General features: G+C 63.4%; 15 protein-coding genes and 2 pseudogenes. 6 read left to right on the top strand and 11 right to left on the bottom strand.

Annotated elements, in window-relative coordinates; genetic code table 11:
- Positions 1-57 precede the first annotated feature (57 nt).
- Together ACVWWN_RS32860 and ACVWWN_RS32855 are read right to left on the bottom strand one after the other, a co-directional pair.
- Complete coding sequence (locus ACVWWN_RS32860; protein WP_457147581.1) at positions 58-462, bottom strand: LLM class flavin-dependent oxidoreductase; 405 nt, start codon at positions 460-462, stop codon at positions 58-60.
- Positions 463-496: 34 nt separating this feature from the next.
- Entirely contained in the window at positions 497-913 is a 417-nt protein-coding gene (locus ACVWWN_RS32855; protein WP_457147580.1) for an LLM class flavin-dependent oxidoreductase, read from the bottom strand.
- A gap of 286 nt (positions 914-1,199) precedes the next feature.
- Here ACVWWN_RS32855 and ACVWWN_RS32850 point away from each other — a divergent pair, with 286 nt between their 5' ends.
- Positions 1,200-1,961, top strand: a complete 762-nt coding sequence (locus ACVWWN_RS32850; protein WP_457147579.1) for a hemerythrin domain-containing protein — start codon at positions 1,200-1,202, stop codon at positions 1,959-1,961.
- 251 nt (positions 1,962-2,212) lie between these two features.
- On the opposite strand, the gene hpt is transcribed toward ACVWWN_RS32850, so the two are convergent.
- The 7 genes from hpt to ACVWWN_RS32815 form a co-directional block, all read right to left on the bottom strand.
- Positions 2,213-2,788, bottom strand: a complete 576-nt coding sequence (gene hpt / locus ACVWWN_RS32845; RefSeq protein ID WP_457147578.1) for a hypoxanthine phosphoribosyltransferase — start codon at positions 2,786-2,788, stop codon at positions 2,213-2,215.
- Between the two features lie 1,130 nt (positions 2,789-3,918).
- Positions 3,919-4,518 carry a histidine phosphatase family protein gene (locus tag ACVWWN_RS32840; RefSeq protein ID WP_457147577.1) on the bottom strand — a complete coding sequence of 200 codons (600 nt, stop codon included), beginning with the start codon at positions 4,516-4,518 and terminating at the stop codon, positions 3,919-3,921.
- A gap of 67 nt (positions 4,519-4,585) precedes the next feature.
- Entirely contained in the window at positions 4,586-5,311 is a 726-nt protein-coding gene (locus ACVWWN_RS32835) for an SDR family NAD(P)-dependent oxidoreductase (RefSeq protein WP_457147576.1), read from the bottom strand.
- 43 nt (positions 5,312-5,354) lie between these two features.
- A complete protein-coding gene (locus ACVWWN_RS32830) occupies positions 5,355-5,768 on the bottom strand; it encodes a cupin domain-containing protein (RefSeq protein ID WP_457147575.1) in 414 nt (137 codons plus the stop codon).
- Between the two features lie 667 nt (positions 5,769-6,435).
- Positions 6,436-7,896 (bottom strand): xylulokinase, encoded by a 1,461-nt coding sequence (locus ACVWWN_RS32825; RefSeq protein ID WP_457147574.1) that lies wholly within the window; start codon positions 7,894-7,896, stop codon positions 6,436-6,438.
- 1 nt (position 7,897) lies between these two features.
- Positions 7,898-8,335, bottom strand: a complete 438-nt coding sequence (locus ACVWWN_RS32820; RefSeq protein WP_457147573.1) for a nitroreductase/quinone reductase family protein — start codon at positions 8,333-8,335, stop codon at positions 7,898-7,900.
- Positions 8,336-8,346: 11 nt separating this feature from the next.
- Positions 8,347-9,888: a GMC family oxidoreductase gene (locus tag ACVWWN_RS32815; RefSeq protein ID WP_457147572.1), complete on the bottom strand. Its 1,542-nt coding sequence runs from the start codon at positions 9,886-9,888 to the stop codon at positions 8,347-8,349.
- A 317-nt stretch (positions 9,889-10,205) separates the two neighbouring features.
- On the opposite strand from ACVWWN_RS32815, the gene ACVWWN_RS32810 reads away from it, so the two are divergent.
- Positions 10,206-11,723, top strand: coding sequence for an FAD-dependent monooxygenase (locus ACVWWN_RS32810; protein ID WP_457147571.1), 1,518 nt, complete (start codon positions 10,206-10,208; stop codon positions 11,721-11,723).
- Between the two features lie 4 nt (positions 11,724-11,727).
- Here the strand turns inward: ACVWWN_RS32810 and ACVWWN_RS32805 are convergent.
- Positions 11,728-12,986 (bottom strand): annotated as a pseudogene (locus ACVWWN_RS32805) (fibronectin type III domain-containing protein); the annotation flags it as partial.
- A gap of 150 nt (positions 12,987-13,136) precedes the next feature.
- Here ACVWWN_RS32805 and ACVWWN_RS32800 point away from each other — a divergent pair.
- From ACVWWN_RS32800 to ACVWWN_RS32785, 4 genes and pseudogenes are all read left to right on the top strand, one after another.
- Positions 13,137-14,318: an epoxide hydrolase family protein gene (locus ACVWWN_RS32800; RefSeq protein ID WP_457147570.1), complete on the top strand. Its 1,182-nt coding sequence runs from the start codon at positions 13,137-13,139 to the stop codon at positions 14,316-14,318.
- Between the two features lie 225 nt (positions 14,319-14,543).
- Positions 14,544-15,350, top strand: coding sequence for an alpha/beta hydrolase (locus ACVWWN_RS32795; protein WP_457147569.1), 807 nt, complete (start codon positions 14,544-14,546; stop codon positions 15,348-15,350).
- A gap of 154 nt (positions 15,351-15,504) precedes the next feature.
- Positions 15,505-16,755: a condensation domain-containing protein gene (locus ACVWWN_RS32790; protein WP_457147568.1), complete on the top strand. Its 1,251-nt coding sequence runs from the start codon at positions 15,505-15,507 to the stop codon at positions 16,753-16,755.
- Positions 16,756-16,823: 68 nt separating this feature from the next.
- Positions 16,824-17,615 (top strand): annotated as a pseudogene (locus ACVWWN_RS32785) (LLM class F420-dependent oxidoreductase).
- A gap of 132 nt (positions 17,616-17,747) precedes the next feature.
- Here the strand turns inward: ACVWWN_RS32785 and ACVWWN_RS32780 are convergent.
- Positions 17,748-19,241: an aldehyde dehydrogenase family protein gene (locus ACVWWN_RS32780; RefSeq protein ID WP_457147567.1), complete on the bottom strand. Its 1,494-nt coding sequence runs from the start codon at positions 19,239-19,241 to the stop codon at positions 17,748-17,750.
- Positions 19,242-19,249: the final 8 nt, after the last annotated feature.

Genomic DNA, 19,249 nt, shown 5'->3' with positions numbered 1-19,249 from the left:
ACAGACGCCGAGCGTCGACGCCTGCGAAGCATGTGAACCGGCCTTTGTGGGATGGGATCAACTCTTGTTCCTCTCGGCTTCGACGCGCTCGCGCACGGCAGGGGCCACCTCTTCGGCGAAGAGTGCGAGGGCAGTGGCTGACGCGGCCTGGAAGAGCAAATAGACGCTGATGCCGTGGGTGAGCGTCAACTCGGCGAGTTGCTCAGCGCACGTACTGGGCGGTCCTTGTAGGAAGCCCGTGGCGCCGGTGCCGAAGTCGACCGCGATGTTGTAGGCGCGGCGCACCGCAGACGGCGATCTTCCAGCCGCGAGGGCCGCCCCATCGATCAGCTGATTACTGGTCGCCAAATCCTCCGGGCCGCAGAAGGGAGAGCTGACTATCCACCCGTCGGCGACTCGACCGGTGAGCGAGAGCATTCGCGGCTTGTAGGCCCCGATCCGAATTGGGATTTCGCTGGGCACTGGGCTTGGCGCGGCGCCGGGTAGGCGGTAATGCTCACCGTGGACGTCCGCGCTCGGGGTTCGGGCTCCATACGGTTCGGATGACCTGCACGGCTTCCTCGAGGGCTTGCACCGACTGGCCCGCGCTCAGTCGCGGCCCTCCCTCGGCGACGATGTCGTCCCACAGCGCGCCGGTCCCGAGCCCGAGTTCGAATCGCCCGTGACTGGTCAGGGACAACGCCAGCGCGGTACGGGTCAATGAGATCAACGGCCGCAGCGGCAGATTCGCCACATTGCAGAGCAGCCTGACTCGGCTGGTGCGTGCGGCCAAAGCGGCGAGCAGGGTGAAGGTATCGAGCCGGTGAGGCCAGTAAGGATGGTCGGCGAGGCTGACAATGTCGAGCCCCACTCGCTCGGCCACATCGGCCAAGCCGAGGGCCGTGAGCGGACGGTCGACGGGAGCTTCAAGCATGGCGCCGAACACCATGGGGGGTCAGTCATTCCGAATGATCTCCTAAATGCTCTGTGGTGATGGTTTTGCTTTCCTGTTGGCCCGGCGAATTGAAGGCCCGCAAGCCTCCCGCCTCGCGATTCGCATCGTGTGACAATACTTTGACCTATCGCGTTGGATCGGTCAGCAAGCTTCGACTGAAATGCTAGGAACGCGACTGGGGTCATCACGGATGCGCTCGCCGGGTCGCTGCAGGGACTGTGGACGGTGACGCCGATGTCGCCGGACGACCAGAGAAGGGAGCCGAATGGTGAGCGTGCTCGATACCCACAGTGCCGCAGACGATTCGTGTCAACCAGCACTTGATGCCGACGCTGAGCTTTTCGACGGCCGAGAGATGGTCATGGTCCATCAGGTCATGCGTCGAGAGTTCGGTCTCCTGCCCGGCGCTGTCGCCGGCATCGCACCTGAGGAGCAAGGCAGCGGCGGAGCAGAAGCGATCGCGCGGCATATCGCCTGGCTGATCAAGTTCTTGCATCAACACCACAGCAGTGAAGATCACGTTCTATGGCCGCTGCTGGTCCAACGTTGCGGCCAGGAAACGCTGACGGCTCGAATGCAATCCGAACATCAGGAATTGGCCTCATGCCTGGACACGGTGGTGCAGGCCCTGCAAGTCTGGGACGACGAACGCACGGCCGCTTCCCGCGATGCGCTCGAACACGCGCTGCGACAGGTCATTACGCCGCTGAATGCACATCTCAACGACGAAGAGCAGCACGCTGTCCCGTTGCTGGAGCGCTACGTCGGAGCCGAAGAGGTCAGACGCGCCGTCGAGGCAGGGCTTGCCCAATTCACGCCAGACGAAGTGACCCTCGTCATCGGCATGCTGATGTATGAGGGTGATCCCGAGATGATCGACCACGTTCTGGAAGCCATGCCGCCTGACATCGGTGCCGCTCTCCGGGTGGCTGGTCCCCGTGCGTTCGCCAGGCACAGCGAACAGGTGCACGGCACCCCTACACCGCCGCGCAGCACCGAGTTGGCCGGTAGCGCCGGGACTCAGTGATCGCCAACGACGTTGCAAGCGAGGCGATTGGTTGTCATGCCGGTTGCCGGAACGGATCCGCTTCACACATGACCAGTGTGGCCGGTCCCAGAAGCGTGTATCGCTTCCTCGCGGGTGTGACCTGCACTTGTTAGCCATTGTCAGATAGGTCGAGACAGCAGTGCATCCGTGCAGTGCATCCGTGGCTCCGATAGTGCCGACCCCGGTCGGGCTTTCTGAACAGGTCGCCCGCTGAGGCATGCAACCGCCGATTAATGCCATTGGTAGATGCTCGGGTTGAGCGTGGCGATGAAGGGAAGGTCGCGGTAGCGATCGGCGTAGCCGAGGCCGTATCCAACGACGAACTCGTCGGGGATGTCGAACCCGACATAGGCCAGGTCCAACGCGGCCCAAGGTTTACGTAACAGTGCACATGCTTGAAGTGAGCGCGGCTTTCTGGTGGCGAGGTTGCTCATCAGCCAAGACAGTGTGCGGCCGGTGTCGGCGATGTCCTCGATGATCAGCACGTCTCGGTTAGTGATATCCAGACGCGGGTCTTCGTGGACGTCGACGACCTCCGATGACGACATCGCGGAGCCGTAGGAGCTCATCGCTATCCAGTCGAGTTGGGTAGGCAGGGGAATCGCTCTAGCCAAGTCGCTAGCGAACATGACGGCGCCTTTAAGCACGGCCAGCAGCAGCAAGTCCTGCCCGTGGAGGGCAACGGTGTGGCGGTAGTGGCGAGCGAGTGACTGTCCGAGTTCCGCTACGCGAGAGCCTATCTGGGCCGCCGAGATGAGGGTCGACGTGATCTCGCCCGGATACATTTCGACCGACTCCGCAGACATCACCGAAGCGTCGCATGTCAATTACTTTACTACCAAGGTGATCTCGGCAACACCACTATCGCCGCCGACCTTCATCGCAACCGTGGTCACCGAACCGTACTTCGGCGCGCGCACATCAGTCGTCGGCGATCGAAAGAACGACTGAGTGGTGCGCTAGCGGCAGTAGGAGTGGGTCGCGTACGCGAGCGCGGGCTGATACAGCGCATCGAGTCTGCGTGCCGTGACTACCGCATCGGCGGATCCCGTTTTCGTAGAGGTCCTTATCGAAGTTGATGATGATCCGGATCGATGCCGAAGCATAGATGCTGCGCACGGCGACCGCCCGTCCGATCGCCACAGGTGCAACCAGGGCAAGGCTAGGGACAACACTGATTCGCCCACACGGTCGGACGAAGACCATTGCCTTGGACTGCGACGCCGCATGTCGCGCTCGCAGAAATGAGGAGCATTCGATGAGTATTGCTCTGCCGAAACCCGATCCGGCATACCAGGAGACGGTGCCCTGTTGTGCCTGTCGGCGCTGGCATTACCAAATGGGTGTCGGGTGACGGCGTAACCGTCAGACCAGCTCTATGGACTAGGGCCGTGTTCGCCGGAGATGGCCTGCAACACAACCGTATCGATCCACAGAACACGCCATGTCACATCCCCTCGATTCGCCGCAGGCGCGCCAGGACATCCGCCTGGACATCACTGATCTGTACGTCTTCCGCGGAGCAGCCGTGCACCTTTCAGCTCGAGATTGATATGGCGGAAGCTCGGGCTTGCGCCGTTGTCAGCGGCGATCATCGTTCGACGAGGACGCGCTACTTGGAGTAACGCGTGGGACATTGAAATATGCTTACTGCCTCGATATTGCGCTGCTCAGCCACTTAATCCAGGGGTGCCTGTCAGTACATCCGTGACAGATGCTGTCGCGCGCTTCTTTCGCGGCGGAGACTTCTTCGGCCGTCAAGCGCCGGCTCGACCGGTCGACGGTGAGGAGCTGCTAGGATCCGAAGCACCACAGTGCCAGCCCGCGGTGTATAGCGGAATCCAGCACCCGCCGGTGCTTTCCCAGTGCTATCGGCATGGCGTGACTTTGCGCCGGGGTCTATATGCGCGAGCCATTACCCGCGCTGAGGATGTCGTCAACCACCGCTTGGGCGGCGGTGTAACTCCCCGGCCGACCACTCTGCTGCCGAAGTCAGCGACCACCGTCCCGCTTCTTTGGCCTCGAATGTGGCCACGATGAATTCCCCGTTGTTCAGCAGGGGTTGCGCTGTGCCGACGAGAACGCCCAATGTCAACCGAATCAGGGTGCCGTGTGCGACGACGATGAGTGACTCGCCAGGGTAGCGCTCGACCAGATGGGTCAGCGCTCGTGCCCCGCGTTCGCCGACCTGGGTCCGCGCCTCCGAACCAGGAATCGATTCCTCCCGTGGCCACCGGCGGCGGACCTCGGTTTGGAGCATTCCTTCGGCCACGCCGCCGTGTTGCTCGGTGATCGCCGCGTTGACAAGAGGGTCGGACAGTTCGAGACGAGCAGCCACTGCGGCTGCGGTCTGGAGTGCTCTCTGTAGCGGTGAGGCAATGATGCGATCCCAGCAATGGTGCGCCGCTAAACGGTCGGCGGCCTGTGCCGCCTGGCGATGTCCGAAGTCGTTCAAGGGTGCATCGGTTGTGCCTTGCCAACGCAATTGAAGATTGAGGTCGGTCTGACCGTGCCGTACGAGCGCGATGTTCGTCACTGGCGATGAGGAAGATTTGTGTTGCGGGATTGCCCTACGCGTCCCGACGCCGCGTTCCCTGCTCGCGTCAATTGGTCACCAAGCCGCCATCCACGATGAGATTCGCACCGTTCATACCGCCGTTGTCGAGCAGAAACTCGACCGCGTCGGCAACTTCATCCATCGTGACCAGACGTCCGATAGGCGTTCGCGCGATATGCGGGTGGATGTCTCGTACGTCCAGCCACTTCGGGCTGTCACCGACGACGCCGGGATGGATGGCGTTGACCCGATGCGGCGCCATCTCTCCCGCGAGCGTGTTGACCATCGTGGCGATACCGCCGTTGAAGGTAGTTACCACAGTCGATCCCGGATACGGGCGATCCTTCGCCAATCCGCCAAACAACACCACCGACGCATCTACTGTGAACCGGTCGCGCAGAGCCCGAATCGTCGCCGTGTACCCCACCAATTTAACCGTCATAGCCTCCACGGCCTGCGCAATGTCGTACTGCGCGAACGTGTTGAAGTACTGGGGAACAGCGCTGATGACGAGATGATCGACTTCGGTCACAGCCGTCAGCGCGTCGACGATCGTGTGGGGCTGTGTCAAGTCGATAGCGAGTCCGGTTGTCTTGCCCCCGATCTCAACTGCCACAGTGTCCGCCTTGGGCGAGTCCCGGCTGGTGACGAAGACGTTCTCACCTCGATCGGCGGCCCGCTGGGCGAGGTGACGCCCGATGCCACTACTGCCACCTACGAAGACTGATGTGCGCAATTCACTACTCTCTACTTGGTATCGGCTGGAATTCATTTCCGGCGTTGCGTCGGCGAGCGGGTCGTCCGGTCTCCGGGAATCACGAGAAGTCGCAGCCCGGATTCGGCACGCCCTCTGACGTGGGCGCTCCTGCTGGGTCGATGTAGAGCACCTCGAGCACGACCGGTGTGGAGCCCAGGTTGCGGCCGATGTGTACGTGAGCCGCACCGGTGGGGTCCGTGATCGGTTGCCCCGCGTTGTAGACGCCGTCCTGACGGCATCTGGAATCGTTGTGCATCAGGGTGCCCGTCTTGACGATGCCGAAGATCACACCCTGGTGGGTGTGCCAGCCGGTGCTGCCGAATGGGGCAATGGTGATGTCGCTGACGATGTAGTCCTTGCCATCGACGGTTTGTTTAGATAGCGCGGCAGCGCTTACCCCCGCCGTCGGCGTCGCAGAGGCGGGCGCAGGCGACAACGCAGGGGCGACCGACAAGAGCGCCGCGACGGCCATCGGGGCAACATGTCGCAACGAGCCGGCGTTCCTGTAATCTCGAATGTGCTTCAACGGCTTTCCTTTGGAATCTGACCTTAAGTGGCATATGAATTCTCCAATCAACGTGTAGACAACTGGGATCACAGGCTCAACAAGGCGCTGGCGGAGCTCACATCACCGCCGCGACGCCGAGAACGAGAAGAGTCAGCAGCAGCAAGGTAGCCGTGATGAGTGACTGGACAATTCTTCTCTGGTAGAAGATCGGTGTGGGCGGGGCCCACCGGCCTCGCCCACCGGAGGGATGCGGCGTCACAAGCGATCCCTCAGGGCAGTACGCGTGCTTGGCGCGTCCCAGTGCCGTCGACTGCTGTCTCTTTGAAGTGTCATTTTTACCTAAGTTCTGCTTTTGCGCCTTGACGTGCCGCCGTGCCTGGCTGGATCCATGATCAGAGCCATGAGCGGCTATCGCCAAAACGTTGATTGGCTGGCAACTACAGCGATTGATTCGGTCCGTTGGTATTCCGTGCTGCCGATGGTCGGAGTCGGTAATACCACCGTGCCGGTCAATGCATGGCTACCGAATCCGTTGCGACCCCGGTACCGCCCCCAGTCCCGGTCCGGGATCATCTCAGAACAGGCGGCAGGCCGCTGCGGCTCGTGCGTCCAGCAACGCGGCGACCGGCGCCTAGGTTCGATATCGTGCGTTGACTGGCTGCAGAGCTTCGTAGAGTGCGCGAAAATGGCCGAACTTGTCGTCGTAGTAGCCGCGGTTTGCGGCCTGCGGCTCAAAGACGCGGTCGAACGTCACCAGGTCTCGCACCGCTTCCCGCAGCGTCGTCACCATACCGCAGCCGAGTCCGGCGAGTATGGCGGCGCCAAGCGCCGCAGCGTTGGGCACCGCGGCGCGGCGCAAGGCGAAGCCGAGTGTGTCGGCGCGGATTTGGCACCACACGTCCGCCCGAGAACCGCCACCACCGATGTTGGCCACTGATAGCGACACGCCCGACGATTTCTGCAGCGCCTCGAAAACCCACCGCGCCGAGAAGCTGACACCTTCCATGACACTGCGAGTCATCTCGGGGCTGCCGGCGCGAGAGTCCATTCGTGCGAATGCACCACGTGATGCCCCGTCCCAGACGGGTGCTCGTTCACCTTGTAGATGCGGCAGGAACAACGGCACGGCGTCAGAAGGTGACGCCTGGCTGGCGAGGAGGGTTGCTTGGGCAGGAGTCATGCCCAGTAGCGTCGAAAACCATTCCAGCGCAGCACCACCCGATTGCGTAGGCCCGGCGTGCAACACGATGTTCTCGTACGGCGGAAACAAGATGACGCCGGGCGTCGCAAACACAGCGGAGGACACGATTCCAAGGATCTCGCTGGTGCCGCTTTGGTACATCGCGTCACCGTCGTCGACAACGCCGACGCCGAACATTCCGGCCCACGCATCCATGGCGCCGACCACCACCGGTGTGCCCGCGCACGGCAGACCCTCGAGCACGCGGCCCGCGATGTGATGGAGGCCGTGCAGCGCTGGGAGCAGTTCGTGCGCACGCGGCACAAGGTCGAGCAGTTCTCCGACATAGCCGTTCGGGCCGGCGAGCCCCACGGCGGCGATGGCATCAGCCGTCACGGCACCGGTCAGGCGCAACACGCAATAGTCCTTGGGCAACAGCACGTGTCGTGTCTTCCCGTACACGTCCGGATGCATACGGGCCACGTAAACCATCCGTGCCAGGGCATGACTAGCATCGATCGGAATCGGTCCGCCGAACCACGCCGTCTTCTGCGCGGCACTCACTTGCGCATCCAAATCCGCGGCGTCATCCGCGCAGCGAGTGTCCTGCCAAGTGATCGCCGGGATCAGGGCGTCGTTGTTGGAGCCGACGAACACATGCGTGTTCACCTGCGAGCAGACACCGATGCCGACGAGCCCCGACAGGTCGTACCGGGATGCGCATTCCGTCAGCGCGGCGATGACCCCGCGGATCCAGTCGTCAGGATCCTGCTCCGCGCAGCCAGGGCCGGGCCGCGACATGGGCACCGGTTGCCGGACGGCGGCGAGCTGAGCACCCGCGGCGTCGATGAGGATCGCCTTGACGGCAGTGGTTCCGATATCTATGCCGAGCAGACATGTCGGCGCGTCCACGTCAGTGGCGCGCCGAGTCAGGCAGCGCCTCCAAGACGATCAGCGGAAACGTGCGGGTCGTCAGTATCTGATAGGTAAGGACCTCGGGCCAGTATTCGGCCAGCGCGCAGTGCAGGCGGTCCCATTCCGGCCCGTTCCGCAACACGGTCGGCTTCGTTGTGATTTTCTTGTCACCCACTTCGACGACGACCTCTGACATGGCAACGACGTTGGCCACCCACTCGGGCTCTTTGGCGGCTCCGCCGTTAGACCCCACCAACACGTAGGCGTCCCCGTCCTCGACGTATAGCAATGGGGTCACATACTGGTTACCGCTATGCCTTCCAACAGTGTGGAGCAGCAGCAGGTGAATGTCCTTGAAATGGCCGCCCATCGCATTGACCACGCGCCCTGCATTAGCCCTGAATTCCGCGACGACTTTGGCGTTGAGCTCATTCATGTTTGGCACCTTCAGGACACCCCTTCGGTGGATGCTTGGGTGCCCAGCACCAGTTCGGCGGCACGCTCGGCCAGTGCGTAGACAGTCGCCGCGGTGTTGGTCGAGGGCACCGTTGGAATAACGGAGGCGTCTGCGACACGCAGCCCATCGAGCCCGTGCACCCGCAGTTGCTCATCGACAACCGACAGGGCTGTGTCACCCATGGCGCAAGTACCGACCAGGTGGGTGTACGAGGTGGCGCTCTTCTTCACGAACGTCCGAAGCTGCCCATCGCTCACCAGTTCAGGGCCCGGTGAGACTTCCTCGGCGCGCCAGCCGTTCAGCGCCTCAGCCATGCCGATCTCACGGGCGATCTGTATACCCTTGATCATCGTCTGCATGTCGCGGTCGTCGCCGAAGTAGTTCGGATCGATGACGGGACGGTGCTCCGTTGCGGACAGGCGCACCGTACCCCGACTGAACGGCTGCACCATGCAGACGGCAATGGCGTAGCCGTCGGTCACACCGTCGAAGCCGACGAATTCCTTTGCGCTGGAGTCGGAAAAGATGAACTGCAGATCCGGTGGTCCGGTCTGCCCGGTGCGGACCAAACCCGTCACCTCACCGTGATTGTTTCGACCAGCCGGAACCGGCCGCCTGGCGCGGAACGTGACCATCACCCATGCATGGTCTTGCAGATTGCTACCCACACCGGGATGGTCCATTTGCACGGGAAGGTCCACGTCGCGCAGATGTGATTGAGGGCCGATCCCGGACATCATCAGCAACTGCGGTGATCCAATGGCGCCCGCCGCCAGAATCACCTCACCGGCTCGAACAATTATTGTGCGGTCTTCGTCCGTGATGCGGCACTCAACCCCGACGCAGCGGCTGCCTTCGAAGACCAGGCGGTGAACGACTGCGGTAGTCACCATCTCCACATTCGACCGCAGCAACGCCGACCACAAATACGCGTCGGCGGCGGACTGGCGGCGGCCGTTGACGATGTTCATATCGACCGGGCCGAAGCCCAACTCGGTTCCCCCGCTGATGTCCTTCGCACGGGAGAATCCCGACTCGATAGCAGCGGACAGCCCTGCGCTCTGTAGCTCGTTCAGTGGGTCGGCAGGTGCGACGGCCAGCGGGCCGTCGGTGCCGCGCAGTGCGGGATCGTGGCGGCGTGCGGTCTCAGTGCGCTTGAAGTACGGCAGCAGATCGTTGTAGGACCAGCCGTTGGCACCGGCCTCGGTCCAAGCGTCGTAGTTGGTGTGGTGCCCGCGCATGAAGATCATTCCGTTGATCAGTGAGGAGCCTCCGGCTCCACGTCCGCGCGGAACCGCAACGCTAGTCCCCGTTCCCGATTGGACCGTCGAGAACTCGCCCCAGTTCCATTCGGTCGTTGAGAGCGTGGGCCAAATCGTCGGGTCCCAACAGTAGGGGGGTGAGGTCGAACTTCCCGCTTCAAGCACAAGCACGCGGGCGTCACCACGCTGGGATAGCCGTGCTGCCAGTACAGAACCGGCGGCGCCGGCGCCGACGACGACGTAATCGTAAAAGGGTGCTGGGCTTGCCATGGTTGTCCTTTCTGCGCTTTCCGCGTTTGCGTCGAAGTCCTGCTTCGAATGCCACACCGGTGGCCGCCCAGCGTTCACACTCATTCGCGGCGGTAGTACCACGATGCCCGCGTGTTCTCAGAAGTGAATCCGTCACGCCCCCAGTCGATCCACTGGTGGCGGCGCACTCGGTAGACCTAGGGAGCGAAACTAGTGCCGTGACCGATTCGGTGGCAGGCGGCAGTGGGCAGCCTGGCTGTTGACTGCCACGCGGCAGGCGGCTGTGAACCGTGCAGCAGATGCTTCCACCCAGAATCGATCACAGGAGCGAGCAAGCAATGAGACAAGTGATGATCGCCGGCGCCGGACCCACCGGAATGATGCTGGCGTGCGAACTGCGCCGCGCGGGGGTGTCGGTGCGGCTGGTGGATCGCGCTGATCGCCGCCGCCCGGGCTCTCGCACCGCGGGCATCCATCCCCGCACATTGGAAGTGTTCGATCAGCGCGGCATGGTCGAGGAATTCCTGGCGGCCGGACGCCCTATCTTCGCTCCGCACTTCGCCGGCATCGCCGTTGACTGGTCGACGCTGCCCACTCGCTATCCCTACATGTTCGGCCTACTGCAATACATGACAGAAGCCATCCTGGAGCGCTGCACCGAACGGATGGGCGTGAACATCGAATGGTCCACCGAGGTGGTCGGCTTGGATCAGGACAGCGAGGGCGTCACCGTCGCACTCCGGGGCCCCCACGGCACGGTCAACGAACGCCTGCCCTACCTGGTCGGCTGCGATGGTGCGCGCAGCGTAGTCCGACGACTGTCTGACATCCCGTTCGATGGCTCCGACGGTGACTCGGTGACCCTGCTCGGCGACCTGGAAGTCGGTGAGACGCCGCCAGGCTGGCAAATCGTGCAGCGTCGCCCCGCCGGTGTGTTCAGCACGATGCCGCTTGGTGGGATGGTGGGACAGTCGTGGTGGCGCGTCATGGTGGCTGAGTATGGAGACGAACAGCCAGATGAGCCGATGACGCTCAACCGGTTACGCGAGGCCCTGATCCGAGTCGCGGGCAGCGACTTTGGCGTACACACACCGATCTGGTTGTCATCGTTCAGGGACGCGCGGCGACAGGCACGCCAATACCGGAGCGGGCGAGTGCTTTTGGCAGGAGACGCCGCCCATATCCATCCGCCGACAGGTGCTCAAGGGATGAATCTCGGTATTCAGGATGCGGTCAATCTAGGTTGGAAGCTCGCGTCGGTGGTGGACGGGCACGCATCGGAGGCATTACTCGACACTTACCATCAAGAGCGTCACGCAGTGGCGTCCGACGTCCTGGCGAACACGCGGGCGCAGGCCGCTTTGCTCGGACCCGGCGACGACGTCACCGCCATGCGGTCACAGTTGGCGTCCTTGCTGTGCGGCGCGCAAGCCAACGAACAGCTTGCCGCGGCGATGTCGGGCATGAACGTCTGCTACGTCCACGATGCGCCCAATCCTCTGATAGGCAGACGCATTCCCGATGCAGAGGTCATCACGCAGAAGGGGACCGTCCGAATGTTCAGTCTGCTACACACGCAGCGGACCGTCCTGCTGGACTTCGAAAACCTCCCGGAGCGGGCAACTGCGGCGTCCGAGACGATCGACTATGTCGGTGCGCAGAAGACGGTGCGGCAGTGGCGGCTGCCGGTGGTGGGGTGGGTCGATGTGCCTTCCGCGCTTCTCGTCCGACCGGACGGCCATGTCGCCTGGGTGTCGTCTGATACCGACTCACATGGCTTGACGGAGGCACTCGATGCCCTCAAAGGATCGACATACGCTTTCTCGACTACGGCAGGGCGGCCGAACACGCAGTGAAGCGGAGCATCTTGTTCGTCGGAAACGAGGTGCCGCCGCCGCCGATGGCGAGATGGACGGTGCCCTCGCTGGTGTCGAGCGAATAACCGTGAGAGTCAGCGGAATTCGGTGTCAGCGTGTCGGTGGGAAGCGTGCCCCGAATCGCGTGGGTGCGTTCGTAGTGGTGCTCGTGTCCGCAGACCACGACGTCGACGTTGTAGCGGTCGAACAGTGGCAGCCAGTTCGCCCGAATGCCGAGGTCTGCACCGTTGACGTGATTGGCGGTCGATACAGCGGTCTGGTGCATGCACACCACGGTCCAATCGATTGCCCGGTCTGCCCGAGTTCTGTCGAGTTCTTGTTCGGGTCAACGTCGTTGGGCGCCGCCTCAATAGCCGCTCACGTATGAGTTGCCCCCGTCCTGATAGCACACGTCGTCATTGGCCAGGTTGACCACCCGCACCGAGCCCGCGGTGAACGCGTACCACAGCCCGCGCAGTTCGGGATTCGAACCGTGGTCCGGCAACCCGAAGTAGGTCTGGTAGGCGGCGTAGCCGATCGGGCCGTTGGCCAACTCGTTCTCATGGTTTCCCGCCGCGGGCATCCACGGCCGGTAGCGAGCGGATCGGGAGTTGTTCTCGAACCAGTCCGACCACGTCCTGACCCGGTCGTGGCACAGGTCGCCGTAGACCAGGTGGAACAACGGTGCGGCACGCTCGATCGCCGCGGTGATGTCACCTGTCGACGGCGATCCGAGGTGATCGCTGCCGAAGGCGCTGGCCACCACGGCGTCCAGCATCGGGGTGGACTGAACGCCGAAGCCGGTGAAGCGTAGCGGTGCGCGGCCGCGCGGCGCGGTGCGTGCGGTGCCCAGTTCGGGATGGGCGCCGTCGTGGACGGCCGCGTAGATGTAGTCGGTGTCAGGGGCCAGACCGGTCAACCTGGTGTGGTGAACCCTGATCTCGGTGCCCGATGCGGCGTCGCGGTAGGTGACGGTGTCCGCGGCGGCGGTACGGCCGAACCCTTCGCCAGGCGTGCCGAGCATGACACGCGGGTTGTTCACCGCGGCGGCGGTATGCCACGACACCACGACCTCCGACGACGCATCAGAGCCGTACTGCAGGTGCAGGCCGCCGATGGGAGGCGGTCACTTCGGTCCGCGCGCTGGCACAGCGTCGCACCCGTCCGATCCCCTGTGGCGAGCCTGGTGGCTCCTGCTTCAACGCCAGCGCCGACGATCGCCGACGTTCCTCCGACAATTAATGTTCTACGACTGACATCCATATCCCCTTAACGACTCAACCGATTTAACCAACTCTGTTTCGGTCGATCTCCACGCTTCCGACGTACAGCGGAGTAAATGTTGGCCCTCCGCTTGTTGTTCGCCGCATGAATGAAATAGACGTCACCCGTCACGCGGGTGCTGTCGGCGGCGTGCCCGGCCTGGTGCTGCCAGCTGCGACGGAATCAGTGAGGCCGTTAGTCGTGCGGGTGCCCCAGCCGGCTATCGACGACCTCGAGCGCCGGCTGGCAGCCACCCGATGGCCGGATCGGGAAACTGCTGGCGGTTGGTCCCAGGGGGTTCCGCTAGATCGAGCTAAGCGGCTTGTTGACTACTGGCGAGATGGCTACGACTGGCGTCGTTTCGAGAGTCAGATCAATGCGCTGCCGCAGTTCCGCACCCGCATCGATGGACTAGGCATTCATTTCATTCACGTGCGCTCCGCACATCCCAACGCCCTTCCAATCATCTTGTCGCACGGTTGGCCCGGCACATTCGTCGAATATCTAGACACCATCGATCGGCTGGTCGATCCGCCGAAGTACGGCGGCACACCCGCTGACGCTTTCGATGTCGTGGTGCCGTCCTTGCCGGGGTACGGGCTGTCCGACCCACCGGCCGGACCAGGTTGGGACGCCGAACGCACTGCCCGAGCGTGGACCGCACTGATGACTCGGCTGGGTTACACCAAATGGTTTGCGCACGGGGGCGACTGGGGTTCAGCTGTTACGCATGCGCTGGCGCGACAACGACCCAGCGGCCTTCTCGCCGCGCACGTCACCATGCCCCGAGTGATTCCGCCGGTGCTGCCGGCGCAACTGACGCGAGACGAGCGGAGCTTCTTGGGCGAACTGGGCTCATTCAGCGCCGATGGCTTCGCCTACATGGCGATTCAAGAGACGCGGCCACAGACAATCGGTTACGGATTGACCGATTCCCCGGCTGCGCAGGCGACGTGGATCTACGAGAAGTTTCACGCATGGAGCCACAACGACGGCGAACCTGAGGACGCGCTCTCCCGGGACAGAATGCTCGACATCATCTCACTGTTTTGGTTTACCAATACGGCCACGTCGGCGGCACGCTGGTACTGGGAGATGGCCCATAGCGACAGTGATTACCCAGACGTCTGGGGCGGTCGAATCGAATTACCGATGGCTGCGACGATCTTTGGCGGTGACACCTTCCGCCCACCGAAGTCTTTTGCAGAGCAGGCGTGGCCGAACCTCTTCTACTGGAACGAAACCGACAGGGGTGGTCACTTCGCGGCCCTCGAACAACCGGCGCTGTTCGGCCAAGAAATGTGGACTGCCTTCCGCCACCAACGGACATGACGGTCGGAGGATATCGAGCTAACCGCATCTGACTCTTCGCCGAGGTGTGACTGGGGCCGTGACTGGGGCCGCGACGGATTCGCCGGTGGCCATTGAGGACGAAAGTGGTGGTCGTAGCCACGAACCGACCACACAGATGAGGACTTTTCAATGGCCACCGCGGTTGGCGCACCAGAGCCGGCCCTCGCCGAGGAACCGACCACCATCGAATTCGACGCTGATGGTGTGCTGCTGCGCGGCCTGTTCTTTCCCGCCGCCGGAGGCGATGGACAAGCACCGTGCGTCGTGATGGCCCACGGCTGGGCTGGCGAGGTCAGTCATTTCCTTCCGGATTTCGCTCGGGTCTACTCTGCGGCGGGGATCGCTTCGGTGGTCTTTGACTACCGCGGGTGGGGAGAATCCGATGTGGCTCCCGGAAAACCTCGCCACGAGAGTGATCCGTGGGAGCAAATCCGCGATTACCAACACGCCATAAGCTATGCGCAGAATCGCCCTGATGTGGACGCAGAGCGGATTGGAGTCTGGGGATTCAGCTACTCGGCTGGCCACGCGTTCGTCGGCGCTATCGACCGGCGAGTGAAAGCCGTCGTTGGGCAAGCTCCGGTAATCAGCGGACGCCGAAATTTCCAGGGGCTGGTTCGGGTCGATCTAGAAGCGGCGACCCACCGCGAGTTCGAGGCCGACCGCCGCGCTCATGCCGCTGATGAGTCGCCGACGGTCATCCCGGTCGTCGCAAAGGACCCTGCTCAGCCGGCGGCATTACCGGCCGTCGATGCGTACGAGTATTTCTGTGGTCTCGGCGGTGTGATCGAGCGTGACCCTGGATTCTCCAACGAGATAACTGTGCGAAGTATCGAGTACCTCTACGGCTACGAGCCCGGATGGTATGTGCCGCGCATCACGCCCACGCCGCTGCTGATGATCGTCGCGCGGCAGGACTCCCTTGCGCCGTCCGATGTGGCGCTGCACGCCTATGAGTCGGCCGCCCACCCAAGCACCTGGTCACGATCGATGGTGGGCATTTCGACCTGATTCGCGGCCCGGCGGCGCAGGTAGCGCAGGCTGCCGCCCGCGATAGGTCCGTCCAACATCTACGGGATGTTTCCACTACCGCACCATCGCTGGGTTAGTCCGAATTAGGGCTCGGACCAATCGAATTCGCATCACGACGTACCAAGGAGGCTCCATGTCAGTGCTCACCGAGCAGAGTACGCTGATCCGCCCGATCGGCTCACTAGAACGTCTCTTCTTCCGTTACAGCGAGCGCCATCCCGCGCACTTTCTGCTGGCTGCAGAGTTCGACGGAATCCTTGACGACGAGCAACTGCGGAGCGCATTGGACTCGGTCCAGCAGCGTCATCCGCTGTTGTCGGTCCACGTCGAGGATCATCCGTCGACGCGTCTCGGTTTCTATCGCGCGCCGGCGACCGCCCCCATACCGCTGACGGTGCACCACGGGCGCTCTGACTGGCAGCCGCTGGCGGCCGCGGAACTCGCAATGCCGTTTGACCGGTCCGTCGCTCCGCTGTTGCGCGCCACGCTGGCCACGACGCCCTCGGCGTCGGTCGTCATCCTGACGTTCGACCACACGATCGCCGATGGCATCTCCGCGGTTCATGTTCTCGATGATCTGATTGCTGCGCTCAACGGCCGCCAGCTGGTGAATCTGCCGGTTCCTCCCGCCATCGAGGATCTAATCGACCTTTCGCTGGAAGGCACTGCAACGACGGTAATTCCGGAGCCCGATGAGCGAATGGCGGAGCCGACAACGCAGCGGCCGTTCGACGGCAGTGCCCCCTTCTTGCACACCGTGGCGATGACCGAGGCCGACACGGCTCGGCTGGCTGTGCGGTGCCGCGCTGAACGCACCACGGTGCACGCGGCCATCCTTGTCGCAGCTTTCCGTGTTCGCGGTCAGCAGCTCGGTGACGCCTTCGTCCGAGCACTCAGCCCAATCGACATCCGTGAACTCACGCATGCCGGCACAGACTGCGCCGCATACTTCACCGGCACATGCACAGGTCTGCAGCCTGACGATGGAAGGTCGTTCTGGGACCAGGCCCGAGCGATGTCGGCCGACCTCGACGTCGCCCGCTCCGCCTTCGGTGTCATCGCTGGTTCGCAGGCGATCCGACAGGCCGTACCGGCAGACGCGACGGCCGATAACGCCGAACAGGTCTTCGGCAACGCCTTCGCGTGGGAGTTGTTGACCACCAACCTGGGTCGCCAAGACCTCACCGACACCGGCCCAATCGCACCGTCGGCGATCTGGGCACCGATCGTTCAGTCACACATGACAGACGAGTACGTCCTCTCGATCATCACCTACCGAGGCCGCCTGCGGATGGCCTGCACGGGGTACGCACCCACCGCTGATTACGCGCAGGCGGTAGTTGACACCTTGGTCACGGAATCGAAACAGCGAAGGGCAAGTTGAAATACCTGACGCGGGTGACGGGCCATTAGTGTGAAGTTCGGTATTTCGGCGTTCTCACTGATGAGGGCATCGGCGCCGGAGCGCTCGCGGCCGCTGTCGAGCAACGTGGGTTCAATTCCCTTTGTGTCACTGAGCACCGCACATTCCGGTCGCGCCGAAGGAGCCGGTTCCGGGGACGGGCAGGTGCCGCGCGAATATCACCGCACACTGGACCCGTTCGTAGCACTGGCCACCGCGGCCGCTATCACCGGCAGCCTTCGGCTGACCACTGGGATCCTGCTGCTGCCACAGCGTGACGTGATCTACACCGCCAAGGAGATCGCCAGCCTCGACCTGGTTTCCGGAGGTCGCCTCGACGTGGGTGTGGGCGTGGGCTGGAACCGCGACGAAATGCGCAACCACGGCCCCACTCCGGCGACTCGCGGGGGACAAGTTGAACGAGCAGCTGGCCGCGCTCAAACAAATCTGGACCCAGGACGAGGCTGAGTTCACGGTCGCTTCATCGATTTCGACCCGATCTTCTCCTGGCCCAAGCCGGTTCAGCGGCCACACCCTGGCGATCTATATCGGCGGTGAGAGCCATGCCGCCCTCGAACGGCTACGGACCCCTCGGCGACGGCTGGCTACCCCAGGCCGCGACAGCTCCCGAGAAACTCCGTGAGGTACGTCAGTGGTTGGCGGACAACAAGCGCACCGACGTGCCCTTCATGATCTGGGGCGCCGGGCGAGACAGGGCGACACTGGCCGGCTACGCCGAGGTGGGGGTGGACGAGGTGTCTTTCCTGATCCCGACCGTGCCGCAATCGGCTACGGTTCGCGACCTCGACGAACTAACCGACCTCGTGCGAAGCCTTTCATGACACCACCGAGCGCCCCTGCCGGCGCCAGTGATTCATTGACCTGCGGTGTCGGTCGCAGGCCCATCATCTGCGTGGCGCGATCAGTAGCGGCTTGCGGCCTAAACACCGCCGAGGAGTTGATGTTTCGCCACGCTAGAGCGCTGTCACCACCGACTTGGTCTCGAGGTAGTTTTCCAGCACCTGCGGGCCCATCTCACGGCCCCACCCGGACTGCTTGTAGCCGCCGAACGGCATCGCGGCATCGAAGACATGGTAGGTGTTGATCCACACGGTGCCCGCGCGCAACAGCTTGGCGGTGCGATGCGCCTTCGAGATGTCTCGGGTGAATACACCCGCCGCCAATCCGTAAGGGGTGCCGTTGGCCATCGGTACAACGTCCTCCGGGGTGTCGAACGGGATGGCACACACCACGGGCCCGAAGATCTCCTCACGCACAACCTTCATGTCCGGCCTCGTGTTCGTGAGAATCGTCGGCTGCACGAAGTAGCCGCGGTCGCCTTGGCGGCCGCCGCCGATCACAACCTCGGCGCCCTGCGAACGTCCGGATTCGAGGAACCCGAGCACTTTGGTGAACTGCTCGTCGGAAATCAGCGGCCCCATCTGGGAGTCGGGGTCGGTGCCCGCGGCGAGCTTGATCGACTTGCCAATCTCGGCCACGCCGGCGACGACGTCGTCGAAGGCCTCTCTCTGGATAAACAGACGCGAGCCTGCGTTGCAGGCCTGCCCCTGGTTGAAGAAGATGCTGCTCGCCGCAGCCGGGATCGCCGTGCTGAGATCGGCATCGGCGTACACCACGTTCGGCGACTTCCCGCCCAGCTCGAGCGAAACCTTCTTGACGTTGTTCCGCGCGGCCTGCACAACGAGCTTGCCGACCTCGGTGGAGCCGGTGAACGCAACTTTGTCGACATCGTCGTGCGCGGCCAGCGCCGCACCGGCGTCACCGAAGCCGGTGACGATGTTGACCACGCCGTCGGGCAGACCGGCCTGGTGCAGCAGCTCACCCAGTCGCAGCGCTGAGAGCGGAGTCTGCTCCGCGGGCTTGAGCACGATGGTGCAGCCGCATGCGAGCGCCGGCGCCAGCTTCCAGGCCGCCATCAGCAATGGAAAGTTCCACGGGATGATCTGGCCGACCACGCCGACCGGCTCGCGCATGGTGTACGCCAGATACTCCCCGGGAGCAGTGAGCGCGGATATCGGCACCGTGGTGCCGTGGATCTTGGTCGGCCAACCCGCCATATAGCGGAACAGATCGGCTGCCAATGGCACGTCGGCTGCTCGGGCGACTGCCAGGGGCTTGCCGTTGTCCAGCGATTCCAGCCTGGCCAGCTCGTCTGCGTGCTCCTCGATCAGTTCTGCGATCCGCCAGATGATCCGGCCGCGGTCAGAGGCGTTCATCCGCCGCCACGGTGAGTCGTCGTCGAACGCCCGGCGGGCAGCGCGCACCGCCCGATCGATGTCCTCCACCTTGCCATGCGCGACGTCGGCCAGCGTCTCCTCGGTAGCGGGGTTGATGGTCGCGAACGTCTGGCCGGAGGCCGCCGCGACCCATTGGCCGTCAATCAGCAGCTTATGAGGCGCCGCGGCGAAGATTTGGGCCTGATCCGACGTGGGAGATGCCAGGGACATAACCGATT

It is taken from the genome of Mycobacterium sp. URHB0021, assembly GCF_054057895.1.
This window is presented reverse-complemented; position numbering and strand designations above follow the sequence as displayed.